Annotated in this window: 17 protein-coding genes; 3 read left to right on the top strand and 14 right to left on the bottom strand. The window is 72.1% G+C overall.

The window, feature by feature from the left end; all coding sequences use genetic code 11:
* Window positions 1-8 precede the first annotated feature (8 nt).
* From ACZ7JA_RS13895 to ACZ7JA_RS13840, 12 genes are all read right to left on the bottom strand, one after another.
* A complete protein-coding gene (locus ACZ7JA_RS13895) occupies window positions 9-569 on the bottom strand; it encodes a GTP-binding protein (RefSeq protein ID WP_351663046.1) in 561 nt (186 codons plus the stop codon).
* 3 nt (window positions 570-572) lie between these two features.
* The gene (locus tag ACZ7JA_RS13890) at window positions 573-956 is read right to left on the bottom strand and encodes a DUF742 domain-containing protein (RefSeq protein ID WP_351663049.1); all 384 of its coding nucleotides are present in this window, start codon (window positions 954-956) and stop codon (window positions 573-575) included.
* Entirely contained in the window at window positions 953-1,792 is an 840-nt protein-coding gene (locus ACZ7JA_RS13885; RefSeq protein WP_351663051.1) for a roadblock/LC7 domain-containing protein, read from the bottom strand. Before ACZ7JA_RS13885 ends, ACZ7JA_RS13890 begins: the two co-directional genes overlap by 4 nt.
* Entirely contained in the window at window positions 1,789-2,970 is a 1,182-nt protein-coding gene (locus tag ACZ7JA_RS13880; RefSeq protein ID WP_389297567.1) for an ATP-binding protein, read from the bottom strand. Before ACZ7JA_RS13880 ends, ACZ7JA_RS13885 begins: the two co-directional genes overlap by 4 nt.
* Window positions 2,971-3,360: 390 nt before the next feature.
* The gene (locus ACZ7JA_RS13875) at window positions 3,361-4,209 is read right to left on the bottom strand and encodes a DMT family transporter (RefSeq protein ID WP_351663054.1); all 849 of its coding nucleotides are present in this window, start codon (window positions 4,207-4,209) and stop codon (window positions 3,361-3,363) included.
* 142 nt (window positions 4,210-4,351) lie between these two features.
* Complete coding sequence (locus ACZ7JA_RS13870) at window positions 4,352-4,744, bottom strand: hypothetical protein (protein ID WP_470808180.1); 393 nt, start codon at window positions 4,742-4,744, stop codon at window positions 4,352-4,354.
* A gap of 55 nt (window positions 4,745-4,799) precedes the next feature.
* Window positions 4,800-5,354, bottom strand: a complete 555-nt coding sequence (locus tag ACZ7JA_RS13865) for a hypothetical protein (protein ID WP_470808179.1) — start codon at window positions 5,352-5,354, stop codon at window positions 4,800-4,802.
* 16 nt (window positions 5,355-5,370) lie between these two features.
* Window positions 5,371-5,628, bottom strand: a complete 258-nt coding sequence (locus tag ACZ7JA_RS13860; RefSeq protein WP_351663062.1) for a hypothetical protein — start codon at window positions 5,626-5,628, stop codon at window positions 5,371-5,373.
* 134 nt (window positions 5,629-5,762) lie between these two features.
* Complete coding sequence (locus ACZ7JA_RS13855) at window positions 5,763-6,578, bottom strand: ABC transporter permease (RefSeq protein WP_470808178.1); 816 nt, start codon at window positions 6,576-6,578, stop codon at window positions 5,763-5,765.
* 12 nt (window positions 6,579-6,590) lie between these two features.
* Window positions 6,591-7,484 carry an ABC transporter permease gene (locus ACZ7JA_RS13850; protein WP_351663068.1) on the bottom strand — a complete coding sequence of 298 codons (894 nt, stop codon included), beginning with the start codon at window positions 7,482-7,484 and terminating at the stop codon, window positions 6,591-6,593.
* 3 nt (window positions 7,485-7,487) lie between these two features.
* Window positions 7,488-8,684, bottom strand: coding sequence for an ABC transporter substrate-binding protein (locus tag ACZ7JA_RS13845; RefSeq protein ID WP_470808175.1), 1,197 nt, complete (start codon window positions 8,682-8,684; stop codon window positions 7,488-7,490).
* Between the two features lie 95 nt (window positions 8,685-8,779).
* Window positions 8,780-9,811 (bottom strand): ABC transporter ATP-binding protein, encoded by a 1,032-nt coding sequence (locus ACZ7JA_RS13840; RefSeq protein ID WP_351663074.1) that lies wholly within the window; start codon window positions 9,809-9,811, stop codon window positions 8,780-8,782.
* Window positions 9,812-9,921: 110 nt separating this feature from the next.
* Here ACZ7JA_RS13840 and ACZ7JA_RS13835 point away from each other — a divergent pair, with 110 nt between their 5' ends.
* The 3 genes from ACZ7JA_RS13835 (at window position 9,922) to ACZ7JA_RS13825 (ending at window position 12,350) form a co-directional block, all read left to right on the top strand.
* Entirely contained in the window at window positions 9,922-10,662 is a 741-nt protein-coding gene (locus tag ACZ7JA_RS13835; protein ID WP_351663077.1) for a FadR/GntR family transcriptional regulator, read from the top strand.
* A 37-nt stretch (window positions 10,663-10,699) separates the two neighbouring features.
* Window positions 10,700-11,482, top strand: coding sequence for a cache domain-containing protein (locus ACZ7JA_RS13830; RefSeq protein ID WP_351663080.1), 783 nt, complete (start codon window positions 10,700-10,702; stop codon window positions 11,480-11,482).
* Window positions 11,483-11,588: 106 nt separating this feature from the next.
* The gene (locus ACZ7JA_RS13825; protein WP_351663082.1) at window positions 11,589-12,350 is read left to right on the top strand and encodes a beta-glucanase; all 762 of its coding nucleotides are present in this window, start codon (window positions 11,589-11,591) and stop codon (window positions 12,348-12,350) included.
* A 90-nt stretch (window positions 12,351-12,440) separates the two neighbouring features.
* Here ACZ7JA_RS13825 and ACZ7JA_RS13820 read toward each other — a convergent pair whose 3' ends face one another.
* On the bottom strand, window positions 12,441-13,919 hold the full coding sequence (locus ACZ7JA_RS13820) for a glutamate-cysteine ligase family protein (RefSeq protein WP_389447623.1): 1,479 nt from the start codon (window positions 13,917-13,919) through the stop codon (window positions 12,441-12,443).
* 142 nt (window positions 13,920-14,061) lie between these two features.
* Complete coding sequence (locus tag ACZ7JA_RS13815) at window positions 14,062-16,125, bottom strand: SpoIIE family protein phosphatase (RefSeq protein ID WP_351663088.1); 2,064 nt, start codon at window positions 16,123-16,125, stop codon at window positions 14,062-14,064.
* Between the last annotated feature and the right edge of the window lie 120 nt (window positions 16,126-16,245).

Below are 16,245 nucleotides of genomic sequence, written 5' to 3'. Positions count from 1 at the left end.
GGTGGCTCCTAGTCGAGAAGGGACAGAAGGTGGTGGACGAGGGTGATCAGAGCCTGTGCCGACGACTGCTGGTCGCGTACGTCGCAGGCGACGACGGGGGTCCGCTCGGACAGGTTCAGCGCCTCGCGGATCTCCGCGAGCGGGTAGTCGGTCGTGCCGTCGAAGTGGTTGACGCCGATGGCGTACGTGAGCCCGAACCGCTCGACCAGGTCGAGGACCGGGAAGGACTCCGACAGCCGCTCGGGGTCGACGAGGACCAGGGCGCCGAGCGCGCCCCGGGACAGCTCCTCCCACATCTCCTTGAAGCGCTCCTGACCGGGCGTGCCGAAGAGGTAGAGCACCACCTCGTCGCTGATGGTCAGGCGGCCGAAGTCCATGGCGACCGTCGTGGTGACCTTGTCCGGGGTTCCCGACAGGTCGTCAAATCCCACGCTGGCCTCGGTGATCTCCTCCTCGGTCCGCAAGGGCTCGATCTCGGAGATGCTCCCGATGCACGTGGTCTTCCCGACCCCGAAGTGCCCCACCACGAGGATCTTGACCGCGGTGAGAACACCTGAATCCAGGTACACGAATCACGCTCCGAATCGGGCTTTGAGGCCGTCGAGTACGGCGTTGAGGACTTCGCGGTCGACACGTTCGGCGGGCGGAACCGGCTTACGCGCGATGATGTGACCGCTCTCCTCCATCTGCGCCAGGAGAATCCGCACGATTCCCAGGGGCAGATGGGTGTGGGCGGCCACTTCGGCCACGGAGAGAAAGCCCTCCCGCACCAGTTCCAGAACCCGTTGGGCCTCCGGCGAAAGGGTGCGCACCGAAGCGGCGGCACCCTCCTGAGCGGACACCAGGGTGGTGCGCTCGTAGGTATTGTCCGGCGGCAGGGCCCGCCCGTTGGTGATCACGAAGAGCGGGACTAATGCCGAGGTCAGCTCGAGTTCCTCGTGCGGCTCGTCATTCACGGGCGGCTCGCCTCCCCGCGTGGCGCCAGATATCCGTTCAGCCGCGGCACCGCCTGATGCAGACGGGTGGTGAACTCCTCTATATCGGCGTCGTGTTCGGCGGCCGCGGCCAGGAAGGCGCCGTGTCCGGCGGAGATCAGGAAGATCCAGCCGTGCTGGAACTCGATGACCGTCTGCCGCCACTGCGCCGCCGGGTCGGGCCCGGCGAACTGCGAGGTGGCCCTGCTGTAGGCGTGGATGCCCGTCATCGCCGCCGAGATGGTGTCCGCCAGGTCCTGGCTCATCCCCGTGGTGGCGCCGCGTGGCAGGCCGTCGTGGCCCAGCAGGACGGCGTGGCGGGCGCCCTGCACCTCGCCGACCGCCGCGTCGAGGTCCGCGATCGGGATCCCCGTGCCGCCCACCGCCATCTCCCGGCCGCCGTCGGAGGGTCCGTCGGCGCCCTCCGCGTGCACGCGCGGCGGCGAGGTGAGGTTGTTGCCGAGTCTGGCGACGAGCCGGTGCATGCGGAACGAGATCTGCTGCATGTCGACGTCGGGCGCCGCGGCCGCGGCGAGATAGGCGCCCTGGCCGGCGCCGATCAGGAAGATCCAGCCGTGCGAGAACTCGATGATCGTCTGGTTCCACTGGCGGTCCGTCCCGGGACCGGCGAAGTGGGAGGTCGCCCGGCTGAGCGACTGCATGCCCGCCATGGCGGCGGAGATCGTCCGGACGTCCTTCTGTTCCATGCCGTCGGTCGCGCCGCGGGGCAGGCCGTCCGCGGACAGCAGGACCGCGTGGCGCGCCTTCGGCACGTTCTGCACGATGTCCTCGAGCATCCACGAAAGGTCTGTGGTCATGCGTCATCGGACCCTTCGGACGGCGCCGAGGCGAGATTGCGGCCCGAGAGCGTGCCGCGCTGGAAGGCTCCCAGGCTTCGGCCGACGGCCCGGCCGGCGTCCTCCGGCGCCGGGGCGGGCGACGCGGTGCCGTCCTGGTCGGGAACGCTGGCGATGGGCACCTGACGGGCGCCCCGCCGGGGCAGGCCGTGCGCGGTGCGGGCCGCCGGCTCGGGCCGGCCCACACTGCCTCGGATGCCGCTGACCTGGGGCTCCTCGGGCACCGCCGGCTCCTCCTCGGTCCACAGTTCCTCCGGCAGCAGGACGACCGCCCGCACACCGCCGTAGCGGGAGACGCCGGTGACGTCCACCCGGAATCCGTACTGCCGCGCGAGCAGGCCGATCACCGGGAAACCGAACTTCGGCTGGTTCCCCAGGTGCGAGAGCCGGGGGCTGAACTCACCGGAGAGCAGCGCGGTGGCCTTCTCCCGGTCCTCGTCGTTCATACCGACACCGGCGTCGTCGATGACGATGCACAGGTTCTTCTGCACCCGCTGGAAATTGACCTCGATCGGCGAACCCTGCTGGGAAAAGCTGGCAGCGTTGTCAAGGAGTTCGGCGACGGCGAGGGCGACCGGGGAAACGGCGGACGCCTTCAGGGCAAAACCGGTCTGCTGCATGATTTCGACGCGCCGGAAATTCCGAATCTGACCCTGCGCACTGCGCACTACGTCATAAACGCTTGCGGGCCTATTGCGACGGCCCAGCGGAGCACCGCACATCACCGCAATACCCTGCGCCTTGCGCGCCATCTGCGCATTGGCGTGGCTGACTTCCAGCAGATCGCCCAGGACCGAATGGCCGCCGTATTTGCGCTGGATTTCCTCGAGCAGCGCGAGCTGTTCCGCTGCAAGACTCTGCAGAAAGCGCGCCGAGCCCTTGAGAACGGCCTTCGTGCTTTCCTCGGCCGCTTCTTCGGCTTCCGCGATGGTCTTGTCGTGCTCGGCGCGGTGCTGCTGCAACTCTGCGCTTAAAGCAGCCAGTTGACTGTCGGCCGCGCTCAGTTGCCGGGTCAGTTCGGCCTCGGCCTGGCGCTTCTTCGCAGCGATGGCCCTGTTGCGACGACTGAGCGCGAGTGCCGCGGCGACGGCGATGACCGTCACCGCGACCAGGCACCAAACGAGTGCGTCTCGAGACATGGATACCTTTCCTATGTGTAGCCCGCAACCATCGGTGGACGGACGTCGGGGGGAATCCGTGACACACCGCTTGGAACCACTCGGCCGACTTCGAGTCGAGAAGCCGGTCGGAGTGCAGCGCCCGAGCCGAGTGGGCCAAGGTCGCAGACGCGGGGATGCTATCACCGCCTTGGCGAAACGTTTGCACGTGGAGTGGCCGTATCGGGACGGTCCGGATCGTTGGCTGCGCCTGTTTTGCAGGCGTACCGGTTGCCGGGTGCTCTCCGGTAACCGGACGTTGTTCGCCGGGGCGCCTTTTGAATGCGCGGCGGTCGTCATTTTCCCGACATCCCGCCGGACTCATTGCCTTTTGTCGGACTTGGGGTCACGTGCGCCCGTATACGACGCCGGTCACCGCTCCCTGATCCGCTGGACGGCCTGGCTCAGCACCACCACGCCGGCCACGATCAGCACGGCGCCGCACACCGAGGGCAGCAGCCACCAGCCCGTGCGGACGCGCTCGTCGAACAGGAAGATGCCCAGGGCCAGACTCACCACCGCGTCACCGATGGTCAGCGCGGGCTGCGACGCGGCCAGCGGACCGGCTTGCAGCGCGTTCTCCAGCAGCAGCACGGCCGCCGCGCCGGCCAGCGCGAAGCCGTACGTCTGCCAGGACCGCAGGAACGCCGCGAAGCCCTGGTCGGCGAAGGTTCCCGTCGCCGACTTCAGCAGGGCCGCGGTCAGGGCGTTGCCGGTGGCGGAGGCGGCCGCGAGCAGCGCGGCCCGACGTGTCGCGGGGCGCCCCCGGCCGGCCAGCAGGACCATCGCGGCCATGGCGCCGAGGCACAGGGACAGGGCGGGGATCCAGCGCTCCATCCCGGCCTGGTCGGTCGCCCCGTGCGGTGCGGCCGCGGCGAGCAGGACGGCCAGGCCCGCCACCACGCCGCCGACGCCCCACCAGCCCCAGCGGGGCAGCCGCCGGTGCATCAGGGGCCCGGCGATGAGCAGGGCGAACGGAAGCTCCAGGATGAACAGCGGCTGCACCAGCGCGAGCGGCCCGTTGACGAGGGCCAGGCTCTGGCACACCGCGGCGCCGATCACCCCGGCCATGCCCAGCACCCAGGCGGGCCTGCGCACGAGCTCGCCCAGCAGCCGCAGCCCGCCTCGCCGGCTCGCGGAGGCGGCCTTGCGCTGGAACGCGGTGCCCGCGGCGTTGCTCGCCGCTCCCGCGACGGCGAACACCGCGGCCAGTTCGATCACGACCGTCTCCCGCCTGCGGACACTGCGTTGCGGAGGAGCCTCGGGCACCCTCAGCCTACGGAAGCCCTCGCCGGGGCGCCGCCGCGCCACGGGCCGTTACGGCCGTACGGAGGCACGCGTCGGCGGGCGCGGCCGGATGTCGTCAGCCGAACAGCGGGAACCGGTGCGCCGCGACGCCCAGCGCGTCGCGTCCGGCGTCGGTGAGCGCGGCCCGCCCGGTGCCCACGCGTACGCAGCGCGGGTCGCTCCACCCCGCCGGGGTGGGCCGGCCGAGCAGGCCGTCGAGGGTGGAGCGGACCGCGGCGGGCACCGCGCGCGACCGGCCGGGGGCGTGCGGGAGCCGTACGACCATGTCGAGCTGGTGGACGGTCGCCTCGACGGCGAGCGTGGTCATCGGGTCGCCCGCGGTCAGGACGTGCCCCTGGGTGGCCACGCGCGCGGCGGGGTCGACGCAGGCCGCCGCGCGCCAGGTCGCCGCCACCCCGGTGCAGCCGGTGGGGAGCCGGGACTCCTCGTCGCCGAGTTCCGCCACCACCGCCGAGGCGGCCTCCTAGGCCGTACGCGGTGTCCGGGCCGGGTCGACGGTCCGGTCACCGGTCATGCGGCTCGGCGCCGGTGGCGCCGGGTCCGTGCCGGTCATCGGCCAGCGCCGCCCGCATCCGGCACAGCCTCCGGTGCTGGAGGTTGCCGTACGGGATGAACCAGCCGAGGAAGACCACGGTGAGCAGCGCGAAGCCCAGGGTCGGGCGCGCCCCGGCGGTCAGTGCCGTCAGCGCGGTCACCGAGCAGAACAGCACGACGAGCACGACCTGCGCCGCGACCCGGTGCCGGGTGCGGTGCAGGCGCTGCTCCACCAGGGCGCGCATGGCGTCGCGCTCCGCCGGATCGGTGGGCGCCTCGCCCTCGCGCAGCCTGCCGTCCAGTCCGACGAGCCGGTCCGTGGAACCGCCGGCCGCGCGCTTCTCCCTGCTGCGGGCCGCCACCACCACGGCGATGCCGCCCACTGAGCACAGCGCCGTCCGGGTCACGACGGAGGCGGCCGAACGCGACGGGTACAGCAGCAGGATCAGGGCGCTCGCGAGCAGGACGGACAGCAGCATCTGCACCCACAAGTGCCGACGCAGGAAGCCGTTCAGGCGTTCCACGACCCCCTCCCGGCCCTCAGCGGCGTGCCCGGCGGCGGCCGGCCACCCGGACGGTGAGCGCCCCGGCGAGCAGGACCCAGGCCACCGCGCTGTACACCCAAGCCGTCGTCCCGCGCACCGCGCCGACCGCGCTCCACACCGCCCAGAGGGCGAGGACGGCGCACCCGGCCGTCCACGCGATGTCGGTGATGCGGGCGCGCAGCTGCGCGCGCTGCACGGTGCCCGGTTCGAGGTCGCCCAGTCCCCGGTCCAGCGGTGTCCCGCGCGATGTCACGACCTGTCTCCTCCCGTTCGGGGTCCGAGGCCTGACGCGTACCCGGCCGGGGCCGGTGCATGTCGTCAAGTACCCTGCTCCATACGGAAGTTGGTGATCCGTTTAGGGGTCCCATCGCCCGTGGGCGCGACCCCTCACACCCGGCTCGACGTGGCCGTGTCCGCGGACAGCCGCTGGGCCGCGTAGATCGGCAGGACCGAGAGCAGGACGAGGACGGCGGCCACGACGTTCACCACGGGCGCCTGCTGCGGCCGGGTCATGTTGTTGAAGATCCAGATGGGTAGGGTCTCGACGCCGGGGCCTGCGGTGAAGGTCGTGACGACGATCTCGTCGAAGGACAGGGCGAAGGCGAGCAGGCCGCCGGCCAGCAGGGCGGAGCGGACCAGCGGGAAGGTGACGTCCGCGAAGGCGCGGAAGGAGCTCGCGCCGAGGTCCATCGCCGCCTCCTCGTACGACGCGGCCGCGCGCCGCAGCCGGGCCACGACGTTGTTGAAGACCACGACGATGCAGAAGGTGGCGTGGCCGACGATCACGGTGAACAGGCCGAGGCCCACACCGAGCGGCTCCAGGACGGTGCCGAAGGCGGAGTTGAGGGCGATGCCCGTGACGATGCCGGGCAGCGCGATCGGCAGCACCACGACGAAGGACACCGTGCCGCGGCCGAAGAAGCGGTGCCGGGCCACCGCGAACGCGATCAGCGTGCCGAGGACCAGCGCGATGGCCGTGGCCCCGAGACCCGCCTTCACCGACACCCACACCGCCGCCCGCGCACCGGAGTTGTCCGCGGCCACGGACCACCAGTGCAGGGTGAGTCCCGGCGGTGGCCAGCTCGCACTGCGGTCCGGGCTGAGGGAGTTGACGAGGACGAGCAGCAGCGGGACGTAGATCACCGCGAAGCCGAGCGCGGCGCCCAGTCGCAGGGCGATCCGCGCGGTGCGGCCAAGATGCATGGCGCTCCTCCTCTACAGGTTGTTCAGGGCGCCGGTACGGCGGATCGCCAGCAGGTACAGGACGATCACCACCACGGGGACGGTGCCGAGCGCGGCGGCCATGGGCAGGTTGAGTTCGATGTTCGAGTACACGAGGTTGCCGATCAGCTGGGTCTTGCCGCCGACGATCTGCACGGTGATGTAGTCGCCGAGGCTGAGCGAGAAGGTGAAGACCGATCCGGCGGCGACCGAGGGCAGCACCATGGGCAGGACCACCGAGCGGAAGGTGCGGCCGGCCCGCGCGCCGAGGTCGGCCGAGGCGTCGAGCAGGTTGCCGGGGAGCTGCTCCAGGGCCGTGTGGACCGGCAGGATCATGTACGGCAGCCACAGGTAGGTCAGGGTGAGCACGGTGGCCGGCAGGCCGAAGCCCGGGCCGTCCAGCCCGAACGGCCGCAGCATCCAGTCGGCCAGGCCGCCCTCGGCGAGTATGAGCCGCCAGGCGTACACCTTGACCAGGTAACTCGCCCAGAGCGGCGTGAGGATGGCGACCACCAGCAGCGGGCGCCACCTCGGCCGGGCCACCCGCGCGGTGTAGAACGCGACCGGGAAGGCGATCAGCGCGCACAGCACGGTCACCGCCAGGGCCACGCCGACACTGCGCAGGACCACCTGCCGGAACACCGGTGTGGTGAACAGCGCGTGGAAGTTGTCCGTCGACCAGACCTTCACCACCTGGGAGGTGAAGGAGTTCGTCGTCCAGAAGGCCGAGACGAACAGGACCGTCAGCGAGCCGAGGTAGAGGACGGCGAGCCACAGCAGCGGGGCGGTGAGCAGCAGCGTCAGGCGCAGCCGGGGCCTGCGGTGGAGGGTCCCGGCGAGCCGCCGGACGGTGCCCCGTCCGGCGGCCGGCGTCACATCGGTCGTCACCGCTCAGCCCTTGATCTCGGTCCAGGCCTGCACCCACTTGGCGTACGGCACGCAGCGGACGTCGGTGCGGCCGTCGAGGCACTGCTCGATCGGCGTGTTCCAGAAGGCGATGTTCTTCCAGTAGCCCTCGTCGGAGGCGTGGTAGGTCGCGCAGAAGGTCTTCTCGCTCGTCTCGGCGCAGGCCTTGGCGTTGGCCGGGGCCTCCCCGAAGTACTCGGCGACCTGGGCGTTGACCTTGGGGGAGACGATCCAGTCGAGCCACTTGTAGGCGCAGTTGGGGTGCTTGGCCTTCGCGGACACCATCCAGGTGTCGGACCAGCCGGTCGAACCCTCCTTGGGGACGAAGGCCTTGACCTTGGCGCCCTCGTCGGCGGCGAGGCCGGCGATGACCTGCCAGGTGGTGCCGACCACGGAGTCCCCGCTCTTGAAGGCCGAGACCTCCTTGAGGTAGTCGCTCCAGTACTCGCCGATGTCGCCGTTCTGCTTCTTCAGCAGCGCCACGGCGGCGTCGAACTGCTTCTGGTCGAGCGCGTAGGGGTCCTTGATCTTCAACTCGGGCTTGGTGGCCTTGAGATACAGGGCCGCGTCGGCGATGTAGATCGGCGAGTCGTACGCGGTGACGTGCCCCTTGTGCCGCGCGGCGTCGTCGAAGACGGCCGACCACGAGGTGGGCGCCGGGCTCACCTTCTCGGTGTTGTACATCAGCAGGTTGGCGCCCCGGCCGTGCGGGATGCCGTACATCTTGCCCTTCACGGAGTTCCAGGAGCCGTTCTTCAGCCCGCTGAAGACGTCCTTGTAGTTGGGGACGAGCGCGGTGTTGACCGGGGCGGCGTCACCGGAGGCGATCAGGCGCAGGGAGGCGTCGCCGGAGGCGGACACCGCGTCGTACTCCCCGGTCTTCATCAGCTTGACCATCTCGTCGGAGCTGGCGGCGACCTTGGAGTGGACCTGGCAGCCGGTCTGCTTCTCGAAGTCGCCGACCCAGTCGACCTTGGGGTCGTTGGAGCCGTCCTCGACGTAGCCGGCCCAGGCGATCAGATTGACCTGGCCCTCGGTCCGGCCCAGTTTCGTGGGCGCCTTGAGGTCGGGCGGGTTGAGACCGGTGGCGGCGGAGCCGCCGGAGCCGGAGGAGTCGCAGGCGGCGGCCAGCAGCAGCGCGGCGGCGCCGGCCGCGGCCTTCAGGGTACGGGTGAGACGCACGACGTTCTCCAGGTGTGAGGGAGCCTTGCGTGGAGCGGGAGCGGGAGCGGGAGCGGGGGAGTGGGGACGGGGGAGTGGGGACGGGGCGTGCGGGGTCAGGTGGGCAGCCGGACGGCGTGACCGCGGTGCCAGCGCAGCCTGACCCGGGTGCCGCGGTAGGCGGCGACGTCCTCGGACGAGGTCTCCAGGTTCTGCTGCAGGGCGGTGAGCCGGCCGCCGCCGTCGAGGTCGACGAGGAACCGGGTGGCGTCACCGAGGTAGACCACCTCGGCCACGGTGCCGGTCGCGGTGGCGTGCCCGGGCTCGTCCGCCTCGGCGGACTCCTTCAGCACCCGGATCTTCTCCGGACGGATGTTGTAGGTGCCGGGCGCGCCGGCGATCCGCCGGGCCGTCTCGCCCTCGAGCAGGTTCGAGGTGCCGACGAAGGAGGCGACGAACGGGGTGGCGGGCCGCTCGTATATCTCCGCCGGAGTGCCGACCTGCGCGATGCGGCCCTGGTCGAAGACGGCGATGCGGTCGCTCATCGTCAGGGCCTCCTCCTGGTCGTGGGTGACGAAGACGAAGGTGATGCCCACCTCCCGCTGCAGCGCCTTGAGTTCGACCTGCATCTGCTCGCGCAGCTTCAGGTCGAGGGCGCCGAGCGGCTCGTCGAGCAGCAGGACCCGGGGACGGCCGACGAGGGCGCGGGCGAGCGCGACGCGCTGGCGCTGGCCGCCCGACAGCTGGGCGGGACGGCGCCGGCCGTAGCCCTCCAGACGGACCTCGGCCAGTGCCTTGCGGGCGCGGACCAGGCGCTCGGCCTTGGGCACCTTGCGGATCTTCAGGCCGTAGGCGACGTTCTGCTCGACCGTCATGTGCGGGAACAGGGCGTAGTCCTGGAAGACGGTGTGCACGTCCCGCTCGAAGGGGGCGAGGCCGGTGACGTCCTGCCCGGCGAGTTCGATGCCGCCCCCGGTGGGGGTCTCGAATCCGGCGATGAGCCGGAGCACCGTCGTCTTCCCGGAACCGGACGGGCCGAGCATGGAGAAGAACTCCCCGTCCCGGACCTCCAGGTCGACCCCGGCCACGGCGGTCGTCTCCCCGAACGACTTCCGCAGACCCTGCAGCCGGATCGCAATCCCCTCCATGCGGGAACCTTTCTGGCGCGCTCAACGTTGACCGCAAACATATGAAGTCATAGTTCTGAACTCAAGAGCCCCTTAAGGTAAAGCTTCAGTCAACGCATGAGGTGGTGGCCGTGAGGCAGCACGAGAGAGAGGGCGGCGCGCGCCTGGCCGTCTTCGCCCCGGTGGACAGCCGGGCGCGCGTGGACGCCGTCGTCCGCCGCATAGGCGACGCGATCGAGCTGGGCCTGCTCGCCGACGGTGAGCAACTGCCCGGCGAGAGCGACCTGGCCGGGCAGCTCGGCGTCTCCACCGTGACCCTGCGCGAGGCCCTCATGGCCCTGCGGCAGCAGGGCCTTGTCACCACCCGCCGGGGCCGCGGCGGCGGCAGCTTCGTCTCCCTGCCCGAGGTCCCCGCCGCCGACCGCCTGGAGGCCCGGCTGCGCGGCTGGAGCACCGACGAACTGCGCGACCTCGGCGACCACTGGGCCGCCCTGTCCGGCGCCGCCGCCCGCCTCGCCGCCCAGCGCACCGAACCGGGCGACCTGGACCCGCTGCGCCGCACCGCCGAGGAGCTGGCGCGGGCCGCGGACGCGGCCACGCGCAGCCGGCTGTACGGCCGTTTCCACGTCGAGCTCGCGGCCGCCGCCCAGTCCGCCCGGCTCACCCGCGAACAGGTGGCCCTGCAGAGCGAGGTGGGGGCGCTGCTGTGCCTGGTCCTCGACAGCGACGAATATCGTGAAGAAGTGGCGGAGCGTCACCGCTCCGTAATCTCCGCCGTGCAGGATGGGGCCGACCACACGGCCGGCACGCTGGCCGAGCGGTGCGTCAGGGACGCCACGGCACGGCTCGTCGCCGTACGCCTCACCCTCTGAACGCGCCGCGTCCGGTTCCCGTCCGCTGGAGGACACCATGGGCTGGAGCCCCGCGCGAACCGCCTCTGCGGCCGCCACGCTCGACACGGACGTCGAGTCCTGGGTGGCCTCCCAGGTGGGCCGCGCGCTGGAGACGGTCTTCGAGGCCGTCGCCGCCACCCGCGCCGACACCGCGGCCCTGCTGGCCAGGGTGTCCGCACGCGGCGGACGTCCGACGAGCGCCGACCTCGCCGCCCTGCGCCCCGGACTGCACCACCGCCTGACCGGCCAGGCTCTGGTCTCCGGCGCCGGCTTCGTGGCCGCCCCCGGCCTGCTGGCCGACGTACCGGCGTGGCTGGAGTGGTGGCAGAAGGGCGCCGACGGAGACCTGCGGCCCCTGCTGCTCGACCTGGACCCCGGCCACACGGCCTACTCCGACTACACGCACTGGGACTGGTTCACCCTGCCCCGTGACACCGGCCGCCGAGCCGTGGCGGGCCCCTACGTCGACTACCTCTGCTCCGACGAGTACAGCCTCACCCTGTCCGCACCGGTCGAGACCGCGGGGCGCTTCGCCGGAGTCGCCGCCGCCGACGTGTACCTGCGGCACTTCGAGGCCGCCGTACTGCCCCTGCTGCGCCGGCTGCCCCGCCCCGCCCATCTGGTGAACGCCCGCGGCCGGGTCGCGGCCTCGGCGGACCCCGCGCACCTCGCGGGCTCGCTCACCAAGGGCCCCGGCTTCGGCGACCTGCTCGCCGGGTCCGCGCCCGCCGGGCACCCCGGCCTGCGGCTGGTGCCCTGCCACGGCGTCCCGCTGGTCCTCGTCCAGCGCGAGGACTGAGCACGCTCCGGCGCGTGCGCGGGCGCCCTTCACCCGGACGGGTCATTCCGGAGGCGTTCCGGCCGTCCCGGCGCATGGGCGGGCCCCGGCCGGTGAGACATCGGTCATGGAACAACCGACACCGAACGGCCCGGTTCCGGCTCCGCGCACCCCGTCCCGGTCCGACGTGGTGTTCACCGCGGACTTCGGCTCCGAACGGCAGTGGGTCGCGGGCCGCTCGTGGGCGTATCCCGACGGCGGCCCGGAGAACCCCGGCGACGACAAACTCGACCACCTGGTGTCCGACGCCGCCTACAGCCGCTCGGGCGTCTTCCGGGCCAGGCGGCGGCCGGACGGCCGGTGGAACACCGGACTGCTGACCACCGAGGGCAGCGAGGAGGCGTTCCTGCTGCGCGCGGGAGACGTCCTCACGGCCCGGGTGCGGCTGCCCCGGGAGACCGGCGCGTGGCCCGCCATCTGGACCTGGCGCGACGGCGACCAGGAGATCGACGTCTTCGAGTACCACCCCGACAACCCGGATCTGCTGGAGCTGTCCAACCACGTTCGCGGCAGCGGCAGTTACTTCCGCGACGACGCCGTCCGCCCCGGCGCCTGGGTCGACCTGCGGACCGACTTCGGCGCCCGGTCCGTCGTCTGGTGGGTGAACGGCGCCAGGGCCTTCGCGGACCGGCGCGGGGTGGGCGCCGGCTGGCACGCCCACCTCATCGTCAACCTGTCCGTGTCCGCCGGGCGTTACCACCCCGCGCCCGGCCGGTCGACGACGTCGATGTCGTTCGAGGTGAGGGACCTCGTCGTGCGGCGGCCGCGAACCGCCGCCGCGCAGGAGGGGGCGGAGGTGCGGGAGGACGGCGAGGAGCAGCCCGCCTGAGGGGCGTTCCGTCCGCCGGTCCGGCCGGCGCCGACGGGCTGCCCGGCCCGTGCCCGGCACCGCCGGCGGCCGCGTCCGCGCGGCGCCCGGTCAGTCCACCGGCCAGGTGTGGACCGGGGCGTTGAGGTGCATGTAGTCGATGTACAGCTCGGTCATCCGGCGCAGCGCCTCGTGGCGGCCGGCCTGGGTGCCGGAATCGATGCGGTGGAACATCTCCTTCTGCCACACCGCCCCGTTGCGCGCCGTGACGCAGCGCTGCTCGATGATGCCGAGCAGCGGCTCCCGCCAGGCCGAGTCCATGCCGGAGTGCTCCAGACCCCGGTGCGCCAGCGGCAGCAGCCGGCGCAGCACCAGTTCGGGCACCGGCACCTCGCCCATGCCGGGCCAGTACAGCAGGGCGTCGATCCCGTGCCGGGCCGCGGTGTGGAGGTTCTCCTCGGCCGCGGCGAAGGACATCCGCGACCACACCGGCCGGTCCTCCTCCACCAGGGCGCGCGTCAGCCCGTAGTAGAAGGCGCCGTTGGCCAGGGTGTCGGCGACGGTCGGCCCGGCGGGCAGCACCCGGTTCTCGATCCGCACGTGCGGCTTGTCGTGGGCGATCGCGTAGACGGGCCGGTTCCAGCGGTAGATGGTGCCGTTGTGGAGGGACAGTTCGGACAGCTCGGGGATGTCCCCGCGGTCCAGCGTCTCGCCGGGCCTCTGCTCGTCGCACAGCGGCAGCAGGGCCGGGAAGTAGCGCAGGTTCTCCTCGAACAGGTCGAAGACGCTGTTGATCCACCGCTCGCCGAACCACACCCGGGGCCGCACCCCCTGGATCTTGATCTCCTCGGGACGGGTGTCGGTCGCCTGCTCGAACAGCGGCACCCGGGTCTCGTGCCACAGCTCCTTGCCGAACAGGAACGGCGAGTTGGCCGCCAGCGCCACCTGCACCCCGGCGATGGCCTGCGCCGCGTTCCAGTACCCGGCGAAGTTCTCCGGGGACACCTGGAGATGGAACTGGGTGCTGGTGCACGCGGCCTCGGGGGTGATCGTGTCGGCGTACGTCCGCAGCCGGTCGACGCCGTCCACCTCGATCCGCAGGTCCTCGCCGCGCGCCGCGAAGACCTGGTCGTTCAGCAGCCGGTAGCGCGGGTTCTCCGACAGGGTCCCCTCGCCGATGTCGTCCTGCCGCAGCGTGGGCAGGATGCCGATCACGACCAGGCGCGCCCCCACCGACCTGGCCCGCTCGTCCGCGTGGTTCAGCGCGGCCCGGATCTCGGACTCCCAGGCGTCGGGCCCGCCTTCCGTCAGCGCGCGGGGCGGCACGTTGATCTCCAGGTTGAACCGGCCCAGCTCGGTGGACCACGCGGGGTCCGCGATCGCCTCCAGCACCGCGGTGTTGCGCATCGCGGGCTCGGCCGCGTCGTCGACCAGGTTCAGCTCGATCTCCAGCCCCACCTGGGGCCGCTCCGCCTCGAAGAGCTGCTCGCGCAGCATCTGCGCGAAGACGTCGAGACACTCCTGCATCTTGATCCGGTACCGGCGCCGGTCCTCACGGGTGAAGACGAGCGCCGGGACGTCCCGTCCCATCGGCCCTCCTGGATCGCGCTCCTCGAAAGACCTCCCGTCCCAGGGTGGCATTGTCGGGCGAACCGCACCATGCGGGGCGGCCCTTGCCCGGCGGCGGCGGACGGTGCGGGCGGTGCGGGCGGTGCGGGGCGCCACCCGGGGGTCACAGCGCCCGGGCGACCAGCAGCGCCACGTCGTCGTGGTCCTCGGGATGCCGCAGTCCGTGCAGCAGCAGTTCGCAGGTCTCCTCCAGCGGCCGTCCCGGGTCGTCGAGGAAACCGAGGAGCACGTCGAGGCGGTCGTCGATGGGGTGCTGCCGCGTCTCCACGAGGCCGTCGGTGTACAGCACCAGCAGATCGCCGGGTCCCAGCTCCGTCGTGGACGTCTCGAACTCGACGCCCCCGACGCCGAGCGGCGCCCCGGCGGGCAGGTCGAGCAGCTCGGGGGCACGGCCGGGCCGGGCGAGGGCGGGCGGCATGTGTCCCGCGTTCGCGACGGTGCACCGCCGGGTGCGGGGGTCGAAGACGGCGTACAGGCAGGTGACGATGTAGTGCTCCAGGTCGCAGGTGATCCGGTCCAGGTGCTGGAGCACCGCGTCGGGGGCGAGGTCGAGGTCGGCGTAGGCGCAGGTCGCGGTGCGCAGCCGGCCCATGGTGGCGGCCGCGTCGATGCCGTTTCCCATGACGTCGCCCACGACCAGCGCGGTCTTGTCGTCGGCCAGCGGGATGACGTCGTACCAGTCGCCCCCCACCTCGCTGGTGGCCTGCGCCGGCTGGTACCGGGAGGCCAGCTCCAGGCCGGTGCTGTGCGCCGAGTGGTCGGGCAGCAGGCTGCGCTGGAGGGTGAGCGCGGTGTTGCGCACGCTCTGGAACCAGCGGGCGTTGTCGATGGCGATCGCGGCGCGGCCGGCCAGCTCGCCGGCCAGCACCACGTCGTCGTCGTCGAACGGCAGCGGGTTGCGGGTGCGTTTGAGGTCGAGCGCGCCGAGCACCTCGCCGTGCGCGATGAGCGGCACGGCGAGGTACGAGTGCACGCCCGCCCGGGCCAGATAGGCCACGGCCTCCTCATTGCGCGCGATGCGCGGCAGATCCCGCTCGCCGACGTGCCGGACCAGGACCGGACGGCCGGTGTGGACGCACAGGGTCACCAGCCGGTCACCGTCGTAGGAGGCGAGGTCGCCGGGCGGGTCGGCGGCCCGCAGCGCCACCGTGGGGTGGGCCGCGCGGAGCGCGAGGGCGCGGAACAGCTCCGCGCCGTTGTCCGGCCGGCGGACGCGCCGGCAGGCCAGGGCCGAGTCGAGGACGTCGACGGCGACCACGTCGGCGAGCACCGGGGTGGTGATGTCGGCCAGCTCCCGCGCGGTCTGCTCCACCTCCAGCGAGGTGCCGACCCGGGTGGAGGACTCCGCGATGAGCGCCAGCCGCCGCCTGGCCCGGTCCGCCTCGGCGGCCGCGTGGTGCCGCTCGGTGACGTCGACGACCGAGGCGGCCGCGCCCAGCACCCGCCCGCCGGGGTCCTCCAGGCGGTAGAAGGACAGCGACCAGGCGTGCTCCTGCTCCGGGTCGGACGGCGGCAGGCCCACGTGGTACTGGTCGAGCAGCGGCAGGCCGGTGGCGAGCACCTGGCGCAGACAGGACTCGACGGTGCCCACGTCGAGGAAGGGCAGCATGTCCCGCAGCCGGCGCCCGATGTGGTCCTCGGCGGGAGCACCGTCGATCCGCTCCAGCGCCGGGTTGACCAGCAGGTAGCGCAGATCAGGGTCCAGCAGGGCCAGACCGATGGGGGACTGGTTGATCAGCCGCTCGCACAGGGCCAGGTCGGTCTCCACCCGCTGCAGCAGCGTGTGGTCGGCCGCGATGCCCAGGGCGTACACCTCTCCCACGTCGTCCAGCAGCCGCATGGTGCGGAACTCCGTCAGGCGGCTGCTGCCGTCCTTGTGCCGGATGGGGAAGGCGCCCGCCCATCCCCGGCCGGTCTGAAGGACCTCGGAGAACAGGCCCACCACGGCCTGCAGATGCTCGGGACGCACCAACAGCTGCGCCGCGTACTGGCCGAGGACGTCCTCGGCGGTGTAACCGAACAGCTCCTCGGCCTGAGGGGTCCAGAAGACGATGCGCCCGTTGGTGTCGAGCGCCACGGCGGCCACGCTGAGCACGTCCAGCAGGCCGGTCGGGCGGGGCCGCTCGCGGCTGTGCTCGTCGTCGGCGCGGAAGGAGTCCACTGCCATACCGGATCCACCTCCACCGGTCGTGCTCCGAGCGGCGCGGACCGGTATCTCCATGCTGCCCCCGGCGCCGGGCCCGCCCCAACCGCAGAGGGCCCGTGCACTTCGGGCCGGCCGGCAGCA

It is taken from the genome of Streptomyces sp. NPDC038135 (genome assembly GCF_055601245.1).
The sequence above is the reverse complement of the archived record's forward strand: the minus strand, read 5'-3'. Positions and strand labels throughout refer to the sequence as shown.

Coding starts and splice junctions, on each gene's coding strand:
- ACZ7JA_RS13825 (WP_351663082.1), top strand. CDS start 11,589: ATGGAACAACCGACACCGAACGGCCCGGTTCCGGCTCCGCGCACCCCG.
- ACZ7JA_RS13855 (WP_470808178.1), bottom strand. CDS start 6,578: ATGCATCTTGGCCGCACCGCGCGGATCGCCCTGCGACTGGGCGCCGCG.
- ACZ7JA_RS13880 (WP_389297567.1), bottom strand. CDS start 2,970: ATGTCTCGAGACGCACTCGTTTGGTGCCTGGTCGCGGTGACGGTCATC.
- ACZ7JA_RS13840 (WP_351663074.1), bottom strand. CDS start 9,811: ATGGAGGGGATTGCGATCCGGCTGCAGGGTCTGCGGAAGTCGTTCGGG.
- ACZ7JA_RS13820 (WP_389447623.1), bottom strand. CDS start 13,919: ATGGGACGGGACGTCCCGGCGCTCGTCTTCACCCGTGAGGACCGGCGC.
- ACZ7JA_RS13815 (WP_351663088.1), bottom strand. CDS start 16,125: ATGGCAGTGGACTCCTTCCGCGCCGACGACGAGCACAGCCGCGAGCGG.
- ACZ7JA_RS13885 (WP_351663051.1), bottom strand. CDS start 1,792: ATGACCACAGACCTTTCGTGGATGCTCGAGGACATCGTGCAGAACGTG.
- ACZ7JA_RS13830 (WP_351663080.1), top strand. CDS start 10,700: ATGGGCTGGAGCCCCGCGCGAACCGCCTCTGCGGCCGCCACGCTCGAC.